Source organism: Pseudomonas sp. KBN10P06128 (genome assembly GCF_037574945.1).
GTDB classification, from domain to species: domain Bacteria; phylum Pseudomonadota; class Gammaproteobacteria; order Pseudomonadales; family Pseudomonadaceae; genus Pseudomonas; species Pseudomonas aeruginosa.
In genome coordinates this window covers 4,109,490-4,125,286 of sequence record NZ_JBBELR010000001.1, presented here as the reverse complement: position 1 = coordinate 4,125,286, position 15,797 = coordinate 4,109,490, and the positions used below count along the sequence as shown (strand labels likewise).

The 15,797-nt window shown below is 64.9% G+C and carries 19 protein-coding genes; 14 read left to right on the top strand and 5 right to left on the bottom strand.

All coding sequences use genetic code 11. The annotated features are described in order from the left end of the window. Positions 1–230 precede the first annotated feature (230 nt). From VQ065_RS19145 to VQ065_RS19095, 11 genes are all read left to right on the top strand, one after another. Positions 231–1,034, top strand: a complete 804-nt coding sequence (locus tag VQ065_RS19145) for an ABC transporter permease (RefSeq protein ID WP_003097732.1) — start codon at positions 231–233, stop codon at positions 1,032–1,034. Beyond that, positions 1,024–2,751 carry a GspE/PulE family protein gene (locus tag VQ065_RS19140; RefSeq protein WP_003090521.1) on the top strand — a complete coding sequence of 576 codons (1,728 nt, stop codon included), beginning with the start codon at positions 1,024–1,026 and terminating at the stop codon, positions 2,749–2,751. Before VQ065_RS19145 ends, VQ065_RS19140 begins: the two co-directional genes overlap by 11 nt. A gap of 4 nt (positions 2,752–2,755) precedes the next feature. After that, positions 2,756–3,943, top strand: coding sequence for a type II secretion system F family protein (locus VQ065_RS19135; protein ID WP_003090520.1), 1,188 nt, complete (start codon positions 2,756–2,758; stop codon positions 3,941–3,943). A gap of 53 nt (positions 3,944–3,996) precedes the next feature. After that, on the top strand, positions 3,997–4,431 hold the full coding sequence (gene gspG / locus VQ065_RS19130) for a type II secretion system major pseudopilin GspG (RefSeq protein WP_003090519.1): 435 nt from the start codon (positions 3,997–3,999) through the stop codon (positions 4,429–4,431). Then, positions 4,400–4,810 (top strand): hypothetical protein, encoded by a 411-nt coding sequence (locus VQ065_RS19125; protein WP_031629818.1) that lies wholly within the window; start codon positions 4,400–4,402, stop codon positions 4,808–4,810. Before gspG ends, VQ065_RS19125 begins: the two co-directional genes overlap by 32 nt. Further along, positions 4,810–5,235, top strand: coding sequence for a PulJ/GspJ family protein (locus VQ065_RS19120; protein WP_003090517.1), 426 nt, complete (start codon positions 4,810–4,812; stop codon positions 5,233–5,235). Before VQ065_RS19125 ends, VQ065_RS19120 begins: the two co-directional genes overlap by 1 nt. After that, entirely contained in the window at positions 5,232–5,822 is a 591-nt protein-coding gene (locus VQ065_RS19115; protein WP_003090516.1) for a PulJ/GspJ family protein, read from the top strand. Before VQ065_RS19120 ends, VQ065_RS19115 begins: the two co-directional genes overlap by 4 nt. Continuing rightward, on the top strand, positions 5,812–6,891 hold the full coding sequence (locus VQ065_RS19110) for a type II secretion system minor pseudopilin (protein ID WP_003138906.1): 1,080 nt from the start codon (positions 5,812–5,814) through the stop codon (positions 6,889–6,891). The genes VQ065_RS19115 and VQ065_RS19110 overlap by 11 nt, the downstream gene beginning before the upstream one ends. A gap of 646 nt (positions 6,892–7,537) precedes the next feature. After that, positions 7,538–7,921, top strand: a complete 384-nt coding sequence (locus VQ065_RS19105) for a hypothetical protein (protein WP_003090512.1) — start codon at positions 7,538–7,540, stop codon at positions 7,919–7,921. After that, the gene (locus VQ065_RS19100) at positions 7,921–8,505 is read left to right on the top strand and encodes a GspMb/PilO family protein (protein ID WP_003090511.1); all 585 of its coding nucleotides are present in this window, start codon (positions 7,921–7,923) and stop codon (positions 8,503–8,505) included. Before VQ065_RS19105 ends, VQ065_RS19100 begins: the two co-directional genes overlap by 1 nt. 263 nt (positions 8,506–8,768) lie before the next feature. Further along, positions 8,769–9,065, top strand: a complete 297-nt coding sequence (locus tag VQ065_RS19095) for a VF_A0006 family four-cysteine protein (protein WP_009877656.1) — start codon at positions 8,769–8,771, stop codon at positions 9,063–9,065. Positions 9,066–9,140: 75 nt separating this feature from the next. Here the strand turns inward: VQ065_RS19095 and mvaU are convergent, their stop codons facing one another. The 3 genes from mvaU to norR form a co-directional block, all read right to left on the bottom strand. Continuing rightward, the gene (gene mvaU, locus VQ065_RS19090; RefSeq protein ID WP_003090506.1) at positions 9,141–9,494 is read right to left on the bottom strand and encodes a histone-like nucleoid-structuring protein MvaU; all 354 of its coding nucleotides are present in this window, start codon (positions 9,492–9,494) and stop codon (positions 9,141–9,143) included. Between the two features lie 307 nt (positions 9,495–9,801). Beyond that, on the bottom strand, positions 9,802–10,158 hold the full coding sequence (queD, locus tag VQ065_RS19085) for a 6-carboxytetrahydropterin synthase QueD (RefSeq protein ID WP_003090505.1): 357 nt from the start codon (positions 10,156–10,158) through the stop codon (positions 9,802–9,804). 100 nt (positions 10,159–10,258) lie between these two features. Beyond that, on the bottom strand, positions 10,259–11,812 hold the full coding sequence (gene norR, locus VQ065_RS19080; RefSeq protein WP_003090504.1) for a nitric oxide reductase transcriptional regulator NorR: 1,554 nt from the start codon (positions 11,810–11,812) through the stop codon (positions 10,259–10,261). 154 nt (positions 11,813–11,966) lie between these two features. On the opposite strand from norR, the gene hmpA reads away from it, so the two are divergent. Genes hmpA through VQ065_RS19065 form a run of 3 tightly spaced genes read left to right on the top strand, consistent with a single transcriptional unit; the run spans position 11,967 to position 14,639 of the window. Further along, positions 11,967–13,148, top strand: coding sequence for an NO-inducible flavohemoprotein (gene hmpA / locus VQ065_RS19075; protein WP_003090503.1), 1,182 nt, complete (start codon positions 11,967–11,969; stop codon positions 13,146–13,148). Positions 13,149–13,201: 53 nt separating this feature from the next. Beyond that, positions 13,202–13,459 (top strand): psl/pyoverdine operon transcriptional regulator PpyR, encoded by a 258-nt coding sequence (gene ppyR, locus VQ065_RS19070; protein WP_003090502.1) that lies wholly within the window; start codon positions 13,202–13,204, stop codon positions 13,457–13,459. After that, on the top strand, positions 13,446–14,639 hold the full coding sequence (locus VQ065_RS19065) for an NnrS family protein (RefSeq protein WP_003090501.1): 1,194 nt from the start codon (positions 13,446–13,448) through the stop codon (positions 14,637–14,639). The genes ppyR and VQ065_RS19065 overlap by 14 nt, the downstream gene beginning before the upstream one ends. On the opposite strand, the gene VQ065_RS19060 is transcribed toward VQ065_RS19065, so the two are convergent. Together VQ065_RS19060 and VQ065_RS19055 are read right to left on the bottom strand one after the other, a co-directional pair. Next, on the bottom strand, positions 14,640–14,906 hold the full coding sequence (locus VQ065_RS19060; RefSeq protein WP_003090500.1) for a YfeK family protein: 267 nt from the start codon (positions 14,904–14,906) through the stop codon (positions 14,640–14,642). Next, positions 14,890–15,783, bottom strand: a complete 894-nt coding sequence (locus VQ065_RS19055; RefSeq protein WP_003090499.1) for a hypothetical protein — start codon at positions 15,781–15,783, stop codon at positions 14,890–14,892. Before VQ065_RS19055 ends, VQ065_RS19060 begins: the two co-directional genes overlap by 17 nt. Positions 15,784–15,797 lie beyond the last annotated feature (14 nt).

Here is a 15,797-nt window from a genome sequence, read left to right as displayed (position 1 = left end):
CCACACCTTGAGAGTCGTTGCCATTGCCGGGGTTACCCACGTGCTTTCCAGCAGGTACGGAGCCGATGGGAGATCGAGTTGGCGAGAGTGCCGGCTTGCTCCGGCCTTCTGAAGACTCTTCTTGAATCAGAAAAACCTTACGCCAGAAGTAGTGGGGGCTGATGGCCCCGCTCGCTTCGATCCTTCATGGTTAGCGGGTTCTGTTCTTCTTCGCCGTGGAGAGTTTTTCTGTGAGTGGTTCCCTCTTGGTACCGGCCAGTCTCGCCAGTCGCATCAGGCTCCTGCTGGTCATGACCCGGCGCGAGGTCGAACTGCGTTATCGCGACGCCATGTTGGGCCGCATCTGGATCATCGTCTCGCCGTTCCTGCTCTTGCTGATCTATACGTTTGTCTTCGGCTTCGTGCTGAAGTCGCGCTGGGGTGGAAGCCAGAGCACGCTTTCCTTCGCCTTGACCCTGTTTTCCGGACTCCTGCTGAACGGGATCCTCGCTGAAAGCCTGTCCAGGGCCCCGACTATCATCCAGGCCAACGCCAACTACGTGAAGAAGCTGGTTTTTCCCCTGGAGATACTCCCCCTCACACCGCTGCTGGCCGCTTTCTTCAACGCCATGCTCGGCTACCTGGTGCTCTGTATCTTTCTTCTCTTCAGCGGCGTCGAGCCGGGCTGGCAACTGGTCCTGCTACCGCTTGCCCTGCTCCCCTTCCTGCTCTGCGTGACGGGGCTGGCGTGGTTCCTCGCGGGGCTCGGGGTCTATGTTCGCGACATAGGGCAGTTCGTCCAGTTTCTCCTGGTGCTTCTGCTATTCATCAGCCCGGTGTTCTATCCGCTGTCATCCTTGCCACCGGTAATGCAGCCCTACCTGTACCTCAATCCGCTGACGATCCCGGTGGAAATGGTCAGGGCGATCCTTTTCGATGCTCCCTATCCGACCCTTGGGGTCTTCAGCGTTTATTGCGTTGCGTCGCTGCTGGTCTGTTCATCGGGCTTCCTCTGGTTCCGTCGGGTACAGGAAGGTTTTGCAGATGTCCTCTGAGGCCGTTTCCCCGGGCCCGCAGGTGACGGCCGAGTGGATACCGCTGGGGCAGCGTTTGCTCGAACGCGGGTTGGTGAGCGGCCAGGAACTCGAGCGGGCGCTCGACCTGCAACGCCGGCTTGGCGGCCGCCTGGGAGGTATTCTCGTGCGTTCCGGAGCCATCTCGGAAAATACCCTCATGCAGGTGCTGGCGGAGCAACTGCGGTTGCCGCTGGTGGGGGACGACCTGCGGAAGCCGAGCGAAGAGTCCATCGCCGCATTCCTGCTCAGTACCCCGATCAATACCGACTGGTTCGTCGAAGAGCAACTGGTGGTCTGGGAGGAGGGCGAGCAACTGCTGTTCGCGGCGCGTGATCCGTTATCTCCTTCGATACGCGAAACCCTGGGCTATTTCTATCCGGAGCGCTCGATTCAAGCAGTGCTGTGCCGCTCCCAGGATCTGGACGGCTGGTTGGAGCACTCCCTGGACCTGGCCCGGCAAGGTGCGGATCGGCACGCCTACGGCAGCGAAGACATCCGCTACCTGCGGGAGCTGGCGGAGGAGGCGCCGGTAGTCGAACTCGTCAACAACGTGATGAGCCAGGCCATGGAAAAGCGCTCTTCGGATATTCACATCGAACCCCGGGAGTTCGACTTCCGTATCCGCTTCCGCGTCGACGGCGTCCTGCACGACCAACTGAGCCTTCCCCGCGAGCGATTCGCGGCGGTCGTCTCGCGGATCAAGCTGATCTCCGCCATCGACATCGCGGAGCGACGGTTGCCGCAGGATGGACGCATGAGCATCCGGGTCAGCGGTACGGAGCTCGACGTGCGGGTCTCCACCTTGCCAGGGGTGCATGGCGAATCGGTGGTCATGCGCCTGTTGCCGAAGGAGCGCGAGGGGTTGCGCCTGGACCGGCTCGGGATGCTCCCGGACCACTTGCGGAGGATGCGTGCATGGGTAGCGGAACCCCACGGCATCATCCTGGTGACCGGCCCCACCGGATCGGGCAAGTCCACGACGCTCTATGGCGCGCTGGAGGAAATCAATGATGGCGTGCGCAAGCTCATCAGCGTGGAAGATCCCGTGGAATACCAGGTGCCCAACATCACCCAGGTCCAGGTCCATGCCGACATCGGCCTGACCTTCGCTGCCGCCTTGCGCTCGATCCTGCGGCAGGATCCCGATGTGATCATGATCGGGGAGATACGCGACCTGGAGACGGCGGAGATCGCCGTACAGTCCTCGCTCACCGGTCACCTGGTGCTTTCGACCCTGCATACCAACGATGCGGTGAGTGCCTTCACGCGCTTGATCGACATGGGCGTGGAACCCTTCCTGGTGGCTTCGCCGGTGCGCGGTGTCCAGGCCCAGCGACTGGTGCGCAGGTTGTGCGCCCACTGCGCGGAACCTTGCGAGCCAACCCTTGCTGCGGCCGATCTGGCAGCGACCGAGGCGGCCACCGCGCGGCTGTTCCCGGGGCAGGCAGCGCAATGGCGCGTGGCGCGAGGCTGCGGCCGCTGCGAAGGTACCGGCTACAGCGGCCGTGTGGGCATCTACGAACTCGTCGATCTGTCTTCCGAGATGCGCGACCTGATCGTGCAGAGAGCTTCCCTCGAACAGATGCATCGGCTTGCCGCCAGCCAGGGACAGCGCAATCTGCGTGAAGATGGCTTGATCAAGGCCTGGTTGGGTATGACCAGTCTTGACGAGGTGCATCGCGTGACCAGCGGCTAAGTCCATGAATTTCATCTACCAAGCCGTCGATCGCAAGGGCAGGCGCGTTCGTGGCGAACTCTGCCTCCCCACGCGCCAGGATGCGCTGCGGCAGTTGCAGCGCCAGGGGCTCACCCCGCTCAGCCTGGAGGTGAAACGCCGCAACCTGGGCTCGCGACGTCGGCTCAAGGCCGAGGAATTGAACATGGCCATCCACGAGCTGGCCACCATGCTCGCGGCGGGAGTGAGCATGGCCGACGCGGTGGAGGCCCAGGAGCGAGGCGCGCGCCACCCGAAGTTGATTTCCGCCCTGCAGGCGATGGCCAATGGTCTGCGCCAGGGGCAATCCTTTCCCGTAGTGCTGGAGAGCGCCGGCCTCGACTTGCCGCGCTATGTATATCAACTGGTGGCGGCCGGCGAGATGACCGGAAACCTCGCAGGAGCCCTGAGGGACTGTGCCACGCAGATGGAATACGAACGGCGAACCCGCGCCGAGTTGCAAGGGGCGCTGATCTACCCTGCGATTCTGGTGCTCAGCGGGGTGCTCGCCGTGGCGACCCTGTTCGTCTTCGTCGTTCCGAAATTCGCCAATCTCCTGAACGAGACCGCCCAGCTTCCGTGGCTTGCCTGGGCAGTGCTGAGCATCGGGGTATGGAGCAACGAGAGTTCCGGCTTGCTGGCGTTCGCCGTCCTGCTGCTTGCTGGCGGCATTGCCGTGGCGCTGCGCAATCCGGCGCTCCGCGCCCATGCGCTCGACCAGTTGGTGCGCCTGCCCGTAGTCGGGGAATGGTTGATGCAGGCGGAAATAGCGCAATGGTCGAAGGTGCTTGGAACCCTGCTGGGAAATCGTGTGCCGCTGGTGGAGGCCCTGGCGCTTTCCGCCGATGGCGTCCGCATTGCCCGGCAGCGCCGGACCCTGGAGCGAGTCACCCAGGATGTGCGGGCCGGCATCGCCTTGTCGGCAGCGTTGGAGGAGCGCCAGGCGGTCACGTCCATCGGTTCGAGCCTGGTGCGGGTTGGAGAGGCCTCCGGGCAGCTCGCGGAGATGCTGCAGAGCCTGGCGACGCTCTATGGAGAGGCCGGGCAGGCGCGAATGAAAAAGGCCCTGGTGCTGATCGAGCCTCTGGCGATCCTGCTGATCGGCTCTGTGTTCGGCCTGATCATTACCGGCGTGGTACTGGCGATTACCAGCGCCAACGACATGGTGCTTTGAATGCCGGGTATCGATGCCGCGGCTGGTTGGATGAGACGTGAAGTGGAAACCGTATGAACAGAGCTGCACAACAGGGCTTCACCCTGCTCGAGATGATTGTGGTGTTGGTGATTATCGGCATGCTGATGGGGCTCGTCGGGCCGCGACTGTTCAGTCAGGCCGACAAGGCGAAGGCGCAGACGGCGGATACCCAGGTGAAGATGCTCAAGGGCGCGTTGCTCACCATGCGCCTGGACATCGGCCGGCTGCCGACCGAAGAAGAAGGCCTGGCGCTACTCAACACGCCGCCTTCCGATGAACGTCTCGGGGCCTTCTGGCACGGGCCCTACCTCGAGGGCGGCGTACCGCTGGACCCCTGGAACCGGCCTTACCTGTACAGCGACAGGCCGAGTGCCGAACAACCCTTCACTCTCTACAGCCAGGGCGCGGATGGGCAGCCCGGTGGGAAAGGCCTGGATGCCGATGTCGGTTACGCGCCCAAACGTTGACCAGGCCGCGTTCACCTTGCTCGAACTGCTGGTGGTGCTGGTGTTCGTCGGGGCCATTGCTGCGGTGGCGTTGCCCGGCCTGGTGAGGATGCAGGAGACCTGGGCGCGCAGGACCGCGCTGGACGATCTGTTCAATCAATTGCAGACCCTGGGCTATCGCGTGCGCAGCGACGGGCGGGAGCTGCTCATTGATGAGAGCGGGGCGGTTCCCGAGCAGTTGCTGCGACTGCCCGATGGCTGGACGGTTACTGCTCGGCCGCCGATACGTTACATGGCAAACGGAGTTTGCCTGGGCGGAAAGTTGCAGGTCCATCATGGGCGCGCGACATATACGCTGCTGCTTCAGCCACCCCTCTGCGCGCCCGGGACGATCCGCTGATGCCGGCGCGGCAGGAAGGCTTCACGCTCCTGGAGGCGGTGGTTGCGCTGACGCTCCTGGCAGTGGTCGGCGGTGCGCTTTTCGCCTGGCTCAACAGTGCCTTTCGGAGCATGCAGCGGGTCGAGGCGGCCGAGCTGCGCATTGAGACGGCCCGGGTGGCGATGGCCTATCTGGAGCGCATGAACCCTGCGCTCGAACCCGCAGGCAGGGTCCGGCTGGGGCATTACCGGCTGGAGTGGCGAAGTTCGCCACTGTCCGCATCGAAAGCGGCGGTGGGCCGCCATAGCGGCAGTCCGGGCATCTACGACGTGACCTTGTTCAGGGTCGTCGCCAGCATCCGGGCCGGCGATGGAACGCCGCAGGCGCTGCAACTGGAGCTTCCCGGTTACGTGGTCATCCCAGCGCGACTGGGTGATGGACCATGATCCGCTCGCGACGAAAACAGGGTGCATTCACCCTGCTCGAGATGATCGTGGTGCTGCTGGTCGTTTCCTTCATCGGCACGTTGCTCATGCAAGGGTTGAGCTATGCCAGCAAGGCCAACCAGTCCTTGCACCAGAACCTGGGGCGCGGACAGGTCCGGGCGCTGACCTTCGATTGGTTCCGTGATGCGGTGGAGAACCTGGTCGCTCCCGAGGCTGGCGAGGTCCGCTGGCGTTTGCGAGGGGACGAACTCAGTTTCGAGGCCATGTCTGCCGCGGCCCTGGATCGCCGTGCGGGCATCCCGACGCCCTTGGCCTTCCGGCTCGAGCGGCGGGCAGGAGAGGACCGGACCGAGTTGATCTATGTGCGAAGGCTGGAGGACAGTCGCTGGCCCCTCCTGCATCTGCGCGGCGAAGCTCGCTTCCGCTATCTGGACGGTCACGGCCAGTGGCTCCGGGACTGGCCGCCGAGCGCGCAACTGGCCGATACCCTTCCCGAGGCGATGGCACTGGCGGCTCCCGAGGAGCGCCTGTTTGTCCTTGTCGCGGTCGCGCTGCCCAGAGCGAGGCCCGCCGAACATGATTTCTGATGGCGCATGCCGACATGCGGCGTCTGCCCGCTCGTCTGGCTTCGTTCTGGTCGGAGTGGTCTGGTTCCTGGCCATCATGACCCTGCTGGCCAGTGCCGCTGTACTCTGGGTCGGGCGCTCGCTGGATGCCACGGAAAACCGGCGCAAGGCGCTGCTTCGTGAGCTGGAGGAGCATGCCTTGCTGGCGCGGGTCCAATGGCTGGTGGCTACCCAGCGCTATACCGTCGCGGGCCTGAGCGTACCGGGAAATGCTGGCGCCGCGCCGAGCAAGGTGGACATGGACACTTCGATCCTGCCCATTGGCGGGGAGCTGCCTCTGGATGGCCGGGAGTTCTGCATGGCCAATGGCTGGTGCATTGCGCTGCTCGATCGCTCCGCGCGCCTCAGTCTTTCCGGCATCGATCCGCGGGTACTGTCCAGGCTGCTGGCGGGGTTGGGGGTTCCCGCCGAGCAGGTGCAGGTCATGGTCGCCCAATGGTTCAGCTATCTCTATCCCGGCGCCGCTCCACGACTGGGTAGCGCCGCGCAAGCCAGCGACAGGTCCTCTCCGGGCCAGGCCCGGCGCCGTCCGTTGCGCTCGGTGATGGAAGTCTTCCGGCTGGAGGCCTGGCGCCCCTGGGAAGCGCATTTGCTCGACGCCGGTTGGCGCGATCTGGTTGCGGCGGACGAGGCGGCGCTGAACATCAACACCGCGGATGCCCGAATCCTGTCTCTTGCCTGGGGACTACCGGAGGACGCTGTCGGCCGACTGCTGCAAGCCCGCTGGCAGCGTCCGTTCACCCGGATGTCGGACCTGCATGACGTCCTCGGGGGGCATGCGAGGCTGGTTCCCGAGGATGGCTGGGCGCGCCTGGCCAGTCCGGTCCTGTCGATTCGGCTCTACCCGCCAGGAGCCGAGCAGGGGACGGAATACGAGGTCCGCTTCAACTCAGAGCACCGCCTGCTGCCACCCTGGCAGCTTCTCTCGAAGAGGTCCGTGAAGATAAATGATCGCTACTCGAATCCTCCGCTGCATCCCGATATCGCCCCCGGGGTTCTTGCCGCCCCGCTTGTGGCAAGGCCGTGGTAAGGATGGCCGGGCGCAGCTTGAGTGGGTACGTAGAGGTACAGGGTTGGCGCGGCGCGCCCCAGCGCAGTGGATCGTGGATCGGGCGTGGTGTGTCTATCGCTGTCTCGATCTCAATCATGTGCCGCGCTCTGACCGGTATCAGGCACTGGCGTTGAAGCTTGCCGCCCTGGCGCCTTTTCGCCGCGCAGGCCATTACGTAGCCTGGCGGGGTGGCCATGCTCTGGTCTGGTTCTGGGATGAGGAGGTCCGGGAGGCCGTTGCCGAAGACTGCGTCGACCAACCTCGGCGTTATCGCTGTATCCCCGAATCCCTCCTGCAGGCTCCCCCTCGGTCGGTCGCGGAAGGCGAGACGGTTCGGCTGCTTCGGGTTCGCTCCGGGCTGGATCTGCAGGTCTGGAGAGATGACTGCCTTGTCCTGAGCCATTTCTTTCCCAGCCCACCCCAGCCAGAACAATGGGTTCGGTTGCTCCGGGGGCTGGCGGGAATACGCATCCCGGAGAGCCTGGTTGCCGAGCCTGGAGAGTCGCTGGGCCGTCCCTGGGCCGTTCCGGCGGCGGAAGCAACGCTGCTGCGATGGGAGCGTTGGTTGCCGCATGGGCTCATAGCCACCCTGTTGCTGGGATGCGGATTCAATCTGGGGGAAGGTTTGTCCTGGTGGTGGGCCGAGCGTGCGCTGCGAACGCAGTACGACCAGCTGAGCGACCAGGTCTCGCCGATCCTCAGCGCACGCAACCAGGCCTTGCAGACCAATCGGATGGCCACGGAGCTGGGGCGCGCTTTGCAGCATCGCTCGCAGGTGGCGCTGCTGGGACAGGTGGCGGAACTGTTGCCGAAGGACAGTCGGTTGCTCGCCTGGCGCTATCGAGGCTCCGAGCTGGACTTGCGGATTGGCACCGACAGTGTCGACCCGCGTCTCTATGTGCGGCGTTTCATGGAGTCTGGGAGTTTCGAAGATGTCAGGGTGGAACCTTCGCAGAGCGAGGGGCTATCGCTGAGCCTGGTCCTGCGTACGCCGGGGGAGGGTGCCTGATGTCGGACTTCCAGCGATCACTGCAGTTCCAGGGGCGGAACCTGCAACGACAATGGCAGGAAAAACCACTCTTGCGCATGGCCATCTGGAGCCTGTGCCTGCTGCTGGTTGTGCATCTGGTCATGCTCAGCATGGATTGGAGGGAGGAACGAGGGGAGGAATATCGTCGTCTGGCCGGGGAATGGCTCAAGCTTCAGGACGTTTCCCGGCAGACCGCCTGGCCGGAGCGGGCGATGCAGGCGGAGCAGGTCCTGAACCTTCAGCGAGAGCGCTTCTGGCAGGCGCCGAATGCGTCGCAGGCGAGGGCCGATGTGCAGGCCTGGCTGACCGAGCGGGTTCGCCTGGCGGGCGTCCCTGACGCGGAAGTGAGCGTACTGCTTCCTCGCGGCTTCGAGAAGCAAGGGACGATCGCGCGTATCGAGGCCCAGGTTCGCGGGCAGTTGGAGCCAGCCTCGTTCAGTCGGTTGTTGCAGGATATAGAAGCGGAGCAGCGGCAAGTATCGGTGGAGTTTCTGGAACTGAACAATATGTTGTCGCCCATGCTCAATCTACAGTTGTCGTTCCTGTTCGTAGCGGCCTATTGAAGCGGATGCGGATCGGGCAGCACCCGTTTGCCGGAAGAGTTCGGCGGAGGGCGGTGCCCGTCGATGGAGCGAGTTGCCGCCAGGCGGCCGGGAAACCGAATCCGCTCGGGACGCCTGCGATTCGGCTCCCCGGCCCGCCATTGTCGCATTCGCGCAGCGAAGAACGGCCAGTCTGGTCCGGCCTGTAAACAAGTGCAAAATTTTACTTCATGGTCGGCTTGGCACTCCGAGCCGGCTCGTCCATGCTGGAGCACAACTTTCCCATGGATACCATTGCCATGAAGTTCCTGCTGCCCCTGCTGCTGTTATTTCCGCTTTCCACTCTCGCCGACGACAAGGACTACGACCAATGCATACTCGACTACCAACGCACGGCGAAGAGCGGGGTGGCGGTTCACTTCATCACCCAGGCCTGCGACAAGTTGTATAACGACGGCTCCTTCCTGCTGTCGCGGGAAAAGGCTTATTACGAGTGTCTGCTGGAGAACCTGCCGGGGGTGGAGAACAACCTGGCGGCGCAGAAGATCAGGAGCGCTTGCGAATCGAAGTCGCAGAATTGATCTGGCGAGGAGGGGAGCGAAAGTAGCCAGTGGGGTTTCCGACGGCATCGGCAGGATGCCGTCGGGAAAACCGGCTTAGCGTTGCAGCCAGGATTCGACGGTTTCGGAACCGTACTGTTCTTTCCAGGCTTTCAGAACCTTGTGGTTGCCGCCCTTGGTTTCGACGACTTCACCGTTGTTCGGGTTCTTGTAGACCTTCAGGGCGCGGGCACGGCGCTGCGGAGCGGCGCTGACGGTGACCGGAGCCTTGGGGTCGAGGATGGCGATGATGTTGTGCAGGGTCATGCCGTACTTGTCCATCAACGCCTGCAACTTGTCCTTGAATTCCAGTTCCTGCTTCAGGCTGCTGTCGCTTTTCAGCTTTTCCAGCAGGGCCAGTTGCTCCTGAAGTTTGCGCTCTGCCTCGCGGAACTCGGCAAGTTTGGACATTCGTTTCACTCCCGTTCTAAAAATATGGTGCTGGGTTTTGGTGCATTTATAGTGGCTTTACGGACTTTCCGTGTCCGCGGCAAAGGATAAGTCTTTATCTACTGGAAGAACAATATAGTTGCACGGTTTTATTGACTAACGGACTGTGGGGACAGCTTGCCGGATGTTTCCCGGAAGAATATGAAACCTTTATGTCCGTGGGGATAATGCTTCGTACAACCCATGGGAGAGAGATGGCAGAACGGGCCCGTTGTGTGGAAGCCCGTTTTAGAGCAGATGGCGAAGCGCCAGGGGAGAGTCGGGCGAATCAATCGCCCCGATATTCGCAACCGCTCGTGCAAGTTTCGTGGACGCGGACCTTGGAGAGTTCCGGCAACAGCGGCTTGAGTTGTTGCCAGATCCAGCGGCAGAGGTTTTCGCTGGTGGGGTTTTCCAAGCCTGGAATATCGTTCAGATAATTGTGGTCGAGTTGCTCGTAGATCGGCTTGAAGATCGCCTTGATTTCCGCGAAGTCGCGGATCCAGCCGGTATGCGGATCGACCTCGCCTTCGATGTGGATGGCGACACGGAACGAGTGGCCGTGCAGGCGCCCGCATTTGTGGCCTTCGGGGACGTGGGGCAGGCGATGGGCGGATTCGAAGGTGAATTCTTTGAAGAGTTCCACTGTAGTGCGCTCTGGATCGGGGTTATCGGACAACCGGAATGGGGGCGCCATGGTAGCAGGTTTGCGCGCCGGACCCGGTCTGCTCCGACCGGGCGGTCGTTCACCTGAGTTGCAGGCGGCGCGCCAGGCGCGCCAGGTTGGCGCGATCCAGGCCCAGCTCGCGTGCAGCCGAGGCCCAGCTTCCCTGGTGACGGGCCAGGCAGTCCTGGATCAGGTGGCGTTGGTAGGCGTCGGTGGCCGCGCGCAACGAGTGACCGGTCGTTGGCGCGGCGGGCGCGGGCTCGACCACGCTGCGAGGTGGCGCGGGGGTTTCCGCGGGCAGGTCGAGATCCTGCCGATGCAGGGTGACGATCCGCGACCGCTCCGGATTGTGGCCGAGGGCCTTGAGCGAGGCGCGGCCGACCAGGTGCTCGAGTTCGCGCACGTTGCCCGGCCAGCGATAGTCGAGGAGCGCGGCCTGGGCCTCGTGGTCCAGGCGCAGGCTACGCAGTCCCAGGCGCGGTCGGTTTTCCTCGAGGAAGTAGCCGGCCAGCAGGAGGATATCGCGGCCGCGCTCGCGCAGCGGCGGCACGCGCAAGGGATAGACGCTGAGGCGATGGTAGAGATCGGCGCGGAAGCGCCCGGCACGTACTTCCTCGGCCAGGTCGCGGTTGGTGGCTGCGATCAGGCGTACGTCGACGCGGTGCTCGCGATCGGAGCCGACCCGCTGCAACTGCCCGCTCTGCAGCACGCGGAGCAGCTTGGCCTGCACCGCCAGCGGCAACTCGCCGACCTCGTCGAGGAACAGGCTGCCGCCGTCGGCCAGTTCGAACTTGCCGCGCCGTTCGTTGACCGCGCCGGAGAAGGCGCCGCGCACATGGCCGAACAATTCGCTTTCCACCAGGGTCTCGGGCAGCGCGGCGCAGTTGAGACTGATCATCGGCTTGCCGCTGCGCATGGAATGCCGGTGGATGGATTGCGCCACCAGTTCCTTGCCGACCCCGGTCTCGCCGGTGATCAGTACGCTCAGGTCGCTGTTGGCGACCAGGCGGATTTCTTCCAGCAGCGCCTTGTGCGCGGCGCTCTGGCCGATCATTTCCCGTGGCCGCTCGCCAGCGGCTTCGAGATAGGCCTCGGCGCGCTGGTGCTCGTCCTCGGCGCGGCGGGTCAGGTCGCGCATCCGCTCGCTGGCCTTGACCGTGGCGGCGGCGAGGCTGGCGAAGGCCTCCAGGGTATCCAGGTCGGCGCTGGCGAAGCGCGACGGATCGAGGGTATCCAGGGTCAGCAAGCCCCAGGGCTGGTCGTCGAGGTACAGCGGACAGCCCAGGCAATCATGGATTTCCAGGTGGCCGTGGAGGCCTTCCACCAGACCGTCGTAGGGATCGGGCAGGCCGCAGTCGGCGGGGAAGCGGGTCGGCCCGCGGCGCTCCAGGAGAGCCTCGAGGCGCGGATGTTCGCCGACCCGGAAGCGCCGGCCGAGGGTGTCCGGGCTGAGGCCGTCCACCGCCAGCGGGATCAGGTATTCGCCGTCCAGGCGCAGCAGCGCGGTGGCGTCGCAGGGCAGCAGGTCGCGCAGGGCCTGGAGCAGTCGGCGGTAGCGTTCGTCTTCCGGCAGGTCGCGGGACAGGTCGGCAACCAGCGGGATTAGGGTGGCAAGCAAGGGATTGGTGGTCATTTCGACCTCTTTGCAGTCCTAATGACTCTGAATGGTTGCAGTCATTATGACCTATGCCGGCCTGCAAGGCCCGTGAATTCTGGTAGTTTGCCTTGGCACGCTTCCTGAAATGCTTCGAGGTGAAACAAAACCTTGCATGCGTCAGGAGTCATCTATGTTGTCCAATGCCCAACGTGCCCTCATCAAAGCCACCGTACCGCTGCTGGAGACCGGCGGTGAAGCGCTGATCACCCATTTCTACCGCACCATGCTCGGCGAGTACCCCGAGGTTCGCCCGCTGTTCAACCAGGCCCACCAGGCCAGCGGCGACCAGCCGCGGGCGCTGGCCAATGGCGTGCTGATGTACGCCAGGCACATCGACCAGTTGCAGGAACTCGGCCCGCTGGTGGCCAAGGTGGTGAACAAGCATGTCTCCCTGCAGGTGTTGCCCGAACACTATCCGATCGTCGGCACTTGCCTGTTGCGGGCGATCCGCGAGGTCCTCGGCGAACAGATCGCCACCGACGAAGTCCTCGAAGCCTGGGGCGCGGCCTACCAGCAACTGGCCGACCTGCTGATCGAGGCCGAGGAGTCGGTGTATGCCGCCAGCGCCCAGGCCGATGGCGGCTGGCGCGGCGTGCGGCGCTTCCGCGTGGCACGCAAGCAGGCGGAGAGCGAGGAAATCACCTCGTTCTACCTGGAGCCGGTGGACGGCCAGCCGCTGCTGGCGTTCCAGCCGGGACAGTACATCGGCCTGCGGCTGGACATCGACGGCGAGGAAGTGCGCCGCAACTATTCGCTTTCCGCTGCCAGCAACGGCCGCGAATACCGCATCAGCGTCAAGCGCGAGGCGGGTGGACGGGTCTCCAATCACCTGCATGACCGGGTCGCCGAGGGCGACGAGCTGGATCTGTTTCCGCCGGCTGGCGATTTCGTCCTGCGTGACAGCGACAAGCCGCTGGTGCTGATCACCGCCGGCGTCGGCATCACCCCGGCCCTGGCCATGTTGCAGGAAGCGCTGCCGCAGGCGCGGCCGATCCGCTTCATCCATTGCGCCCGGCATGGCGGCGTGCATGCCTTCCGCGACTGGATCGAAGACGTGTCGGCGCAGCACGAGCAGGTCGAGCACTTCTTCTGCTATAGCGAACCGCGCGCCGGCGACAGTGCCGACGCCGAGGGATTGCTGAGCCGCGAGAAACTGGCCGACTGGTTGCCGCAGGAGCGCGACCTGGACGCCTACTTCCTCGGACCCCGGCCTTTCATGGCGCAGGTCAAGCGCCACCTGGCCGACCTCGGCGTACCCTCGCAGCAATGCCACTACGAGTTCTTCGGTCCGGCCGCCGCGCTGGACGCCTGAAGCGACGGGCCGGCGCGAAATGCGTCGGCCCTTTTCGGAAAAAGGAGATCGAGATGAACGCTCTGTTCGATTGTCCACGGCGGGTGCTGCGGATCGGTCACGGGCTGCTGGCGGCCGGCCTGGCGCTGCTCGTCGCCGGCGTGATCGCCGCCTATTTCCTCGACCGCTACCTGAACATGCCGGCGCTGGTGTTTTCCCATGCGCTGGTGATCCTCGGCCCGACACTGTTGAAGATTGGCTACGTGATGCGCCTGAGCGCGCTGTTCCGCATGCGTCGACCCGGTTGGGAGGTCTGCTGTGCAAGTGCTTGATCGTTCCAGGCTGATGGCCATACCGCCGATCTGGCGCCTGGGCTTCCGCCCGTTCTTCCTCGGCGGCGCGCTGTTCGCGGTGCTCGCCATCGCGCTCTGGCTGGCGGCGCTGGCCGGGCTCTGGAGCGGCTGGCAACCGGTCGGAGGCTGGCTGGCCTGGCATCGTCACGAAATGCTCTTCGGTTTCGGTGTGGCGATCATCGCCGGCTTCCTGTTGACCGCCGTGCAGACCTGGACCGGCGTACCCGGCCTGCAGGGCAAACCCCTGGCCCTGCTCGCCGGGCTCTGGCTGGCGGCGCGCCTGGCCTGGCTATTCGATGCGCCGCTGGCGCTGCTGCTGGTGCTGCAACTGAGCTTCCTGCCGCTATTGGCCTGGGCTATCGGCCGCAGCCTGTGGCGGGTGCGGCAGAAGCGCAATTACCCGGTGGTGGGCCTGTTGCTGCTGTTGACCCTGGCCGACGCCCTGGTCCTGCTCGGCCTGTTCGAGGGCAACGACGACTGGCAACGGCGTGCCTCCATCGCCGCGCTATGGCTGATCGCCGGGATGATGAACCTGATCGGCGGGCGGGTGATCCCGTTCTTCACCCAGCGCGGTCTCGGCCGCCAGCAGCAGGTGCCGGCGATCGCCTGGCTGGACAATGGCATCCTGCTGGGCTGCGTGCTGGTGGCGCTGCTCACCGCCGCGGGCGTCACGGCGCAGCCGACGCCCTGGCTTGCAGGACTGTTCGCCGCCCTCGGCGGTGCGCAACTGTGGCGCCTGTGGCGTTGGCGCGATCGCGGCATCTGGCAGGTGCCGCTGCTCTGGTCGCTGCACCTGGCGTATTTCTGGATCGCCGTGGCGCCGCTCGGCATGGCGCTCTGGAGCCTGGGCCTGGCGCTGGCGCCGAGCCAGGCGCTGCACGCGCTGGCGGTGGGCGGCATGGGCGGGTTGATCCTGGCGATGCTGGCACGGGTCACTCTCGGCCATACCGGTCGCGCGCTGCAACCGCCGGCAGCGATGCCCTGGGCTTTCGCCCTGCTCAATCTCGGCTGCGCGGCGCGGGTGTTCCTGCCCAGCCTGTTGCCGGCGAACTGGGTGCTGCCCCTGGCAGGCGGACTGTGGGCTATGGCGTTCCTGCTATTCGCCTGGTGCTACGCGCCGATGCTGTGTCGTTCGCGGGTCGACGGCCATCCCGGTTGATCAGGGGGCTTGCCGCAGACGCCGCAGCTCCTGGTTCAGCCAGTCGGCGGAGTTGCGCGTCTGCCCGGCGCAGCGCACCTGGTAGGGCTTGCCGCTGAGGCTGCTCTGGGTCGCGGCGCGCTCGATGAAGTCCTCGCTGCTGGCGACCAGATCCTTGCGCTCCAGGTAGTCGAGCTTCTTCTGCAGGTGGGCGCGGGCTTCCGCGGCCGGGTATTCGCTGCCGTTGCGGATGAAGGTGCAGCCGCTGTCTTCAACAAAGCTCAGCAAGCGGCCGATCTCCTGGCTCGCCTGCGGGGAGGGCGCGGCCAGCGCCGGCAGGCTCGAGGCCAGCAGCCAACAGGCGGCGCAGGTAGTCCGCCAGGTAATCGTGAAAGCGCGCATCGTTCCAGTACTCCATGTGGCTCAACGGGGTGTGCCGCTTGTACCAGGGACCGACCGGCAGGGCGAGGTCCTCGTGGACGACCGCGGTGTAGTTCTGCAACGGCCGCAGCGGATACCCGAGCGGATCGGCCGGCGCGTAGACGTTCAGCCAGCGTGCCTGCTGGCGGATGGCCGGGGGCAGGCAGTGGCCGGGAAAGCGGATCGGACAGACCTTCTCGTAGGCGAAGGTGAACAGCGGGATGTTGCAACCGAAGGTGACCAGCCCGGCCAGGGTTTCCAGGCCGAGGAAGGGGTCGATCGAGCAACTCGGCGTGCGGTTGAGTTTCTGCTGGTCCCAGATGAAGTTGGATACGATGTGCCCGCCCAGGGAGTGGGCGAGGATCACCAGCGGCGTCTGCGGCCCGACCTTCGCGCGCAGGGCCATGATCCCGCTGCGCACGTGCTGGTGGACCTGCTGGTAGGTGGTGTCGTAGGCGGCGCTGACCTTGCGGTAGCCGCTGGCGTCGCCGAGGAACAGCGTCACCGCCCGGCGCAGCCAGCGCCAGCCCAGCGGCTCGCGCTCGATGCGCTTGAGGTAGTCCAGCTCGCGGGCGTCCAGCACGCTGGCCCAGTACAGGCTCTGGAAGGCCACCTCGCCGGCTTCCGCGCCGAGACGTCGGCGCAGCGCCGCCACCAGTTCGCGGGCGTAGCTGTGCAGACCGTCCTCGTCGCGGCTATCGGGCTGGTCGCCGATGCCGTGGATCAGCGCTACGGCCAGTTTCATGCAGGATCCTTCTC

What these genes read in the sequence shown, in the direction of transcription:
- hmpA (WP_003090503.1), top strand. Translation starts at nt 11,967, where the DNA reads ATGTTGTCCAATGCCCAACGTGCCCTCATCAAAGCCACCGTACCGCTG.
- VQ065_RS19095 (WP_009877656.1), top strand. Translation starts at nt 8,769, where the DNA reads ATGGATACCATTGCCATGAAGTTCCTGCTGCCCCTGCTGCTGTTATTT.
- VQ065_RS19135 (WP_003090520.1), top strand. Translation starts at nt 2,756, where the DNA reads ATGAATTTCATCTACCAAGCCGTCGATCGCAAGGGCAGGCGCGTTCGT.
- VQ065_RS19140 (WP_003090521.1), top strand. Translation starts at nt 1,024, where the DNA reads ATGTCCTCTGAGGCCGTTTCCCCGGGCCCGCAGGTGACGGCCGAGTGG.
- VQ065_RS19055 (WP_003090499.1), bottom strand. Translation starts at nt 15,783, where the DNA reads ATGAAACTGGCCGTAGCGCTGATCCACGGCATCGGCGACCAGCCCGAT.
- VQ065_RS19120 (WP_003090517.1), top strand. Translation starts at nt 4,810, where the DNA reads ATGCCGGCGCGGCAGGAAGGCTTCACGCTCCTGGAGGCGGTGGTTGCG.
- VQ065_RS19110 (WP_003138906.1), top strand. Translation starts at nt 5,812, where the DNA reads ATGATTTCTGATGGCGCATGCCGACATGCGGCGTCTGCCCGCTCGTCT.
- VQ065_RS19125 (WP_031629818.1), top strand. Translation starts at nt 4,400, where the DNA reads ATGCCGATGTCGGTTACGCGCCCAAACGTTGACCAGGCCGCGTTCACC.
- VQ065_RS19100 (WP_003090511.1), top strand. Translation starts at nt 7,921, where the DNA reads ATGTCGGACTTCCAGCGATCACTGCAGTTCCAGGGGCGGAACCTGCAA.
- VQ065_RS19115 (WP_003090516.1), top strand. Translation starts at nt 5,232, where the DNA reads ATGATCCGCTCGCGACGAAAACAGGGTGCATTCACCCTGCTCGAGATG.
- ppyR (WP_003090502.1), top strand. Translation starts at nt 13,202, where the DNA reads ATGAACGCTCTGTTCGATTGTCCACGGCGGGTGCTGCGGATCGGTCAC.
- norR (WP_003090504.1), bottom strand. Translation starts at nt 11,812, where the DNA reads ATGACCACCAATCCCTTGCTTGCCACCCTAATCCCGCTGGTTGCCGAC.
- gspG (WP_003090519.1), top strand. Translation starts at nt 3,997, where the DNA reads ATGAACAGAGCTGCACAACAGGGCTTCACCCTGCTCGAGATGATTGTG.
- mvaU (WP_003090506.1), bottom strand. Translation starts at nt 9,494, where the DNA reads ATGTCCAAACTTGCCGAGTTCCGCGAGGCAGAGCGCAAACTTCAGGAG.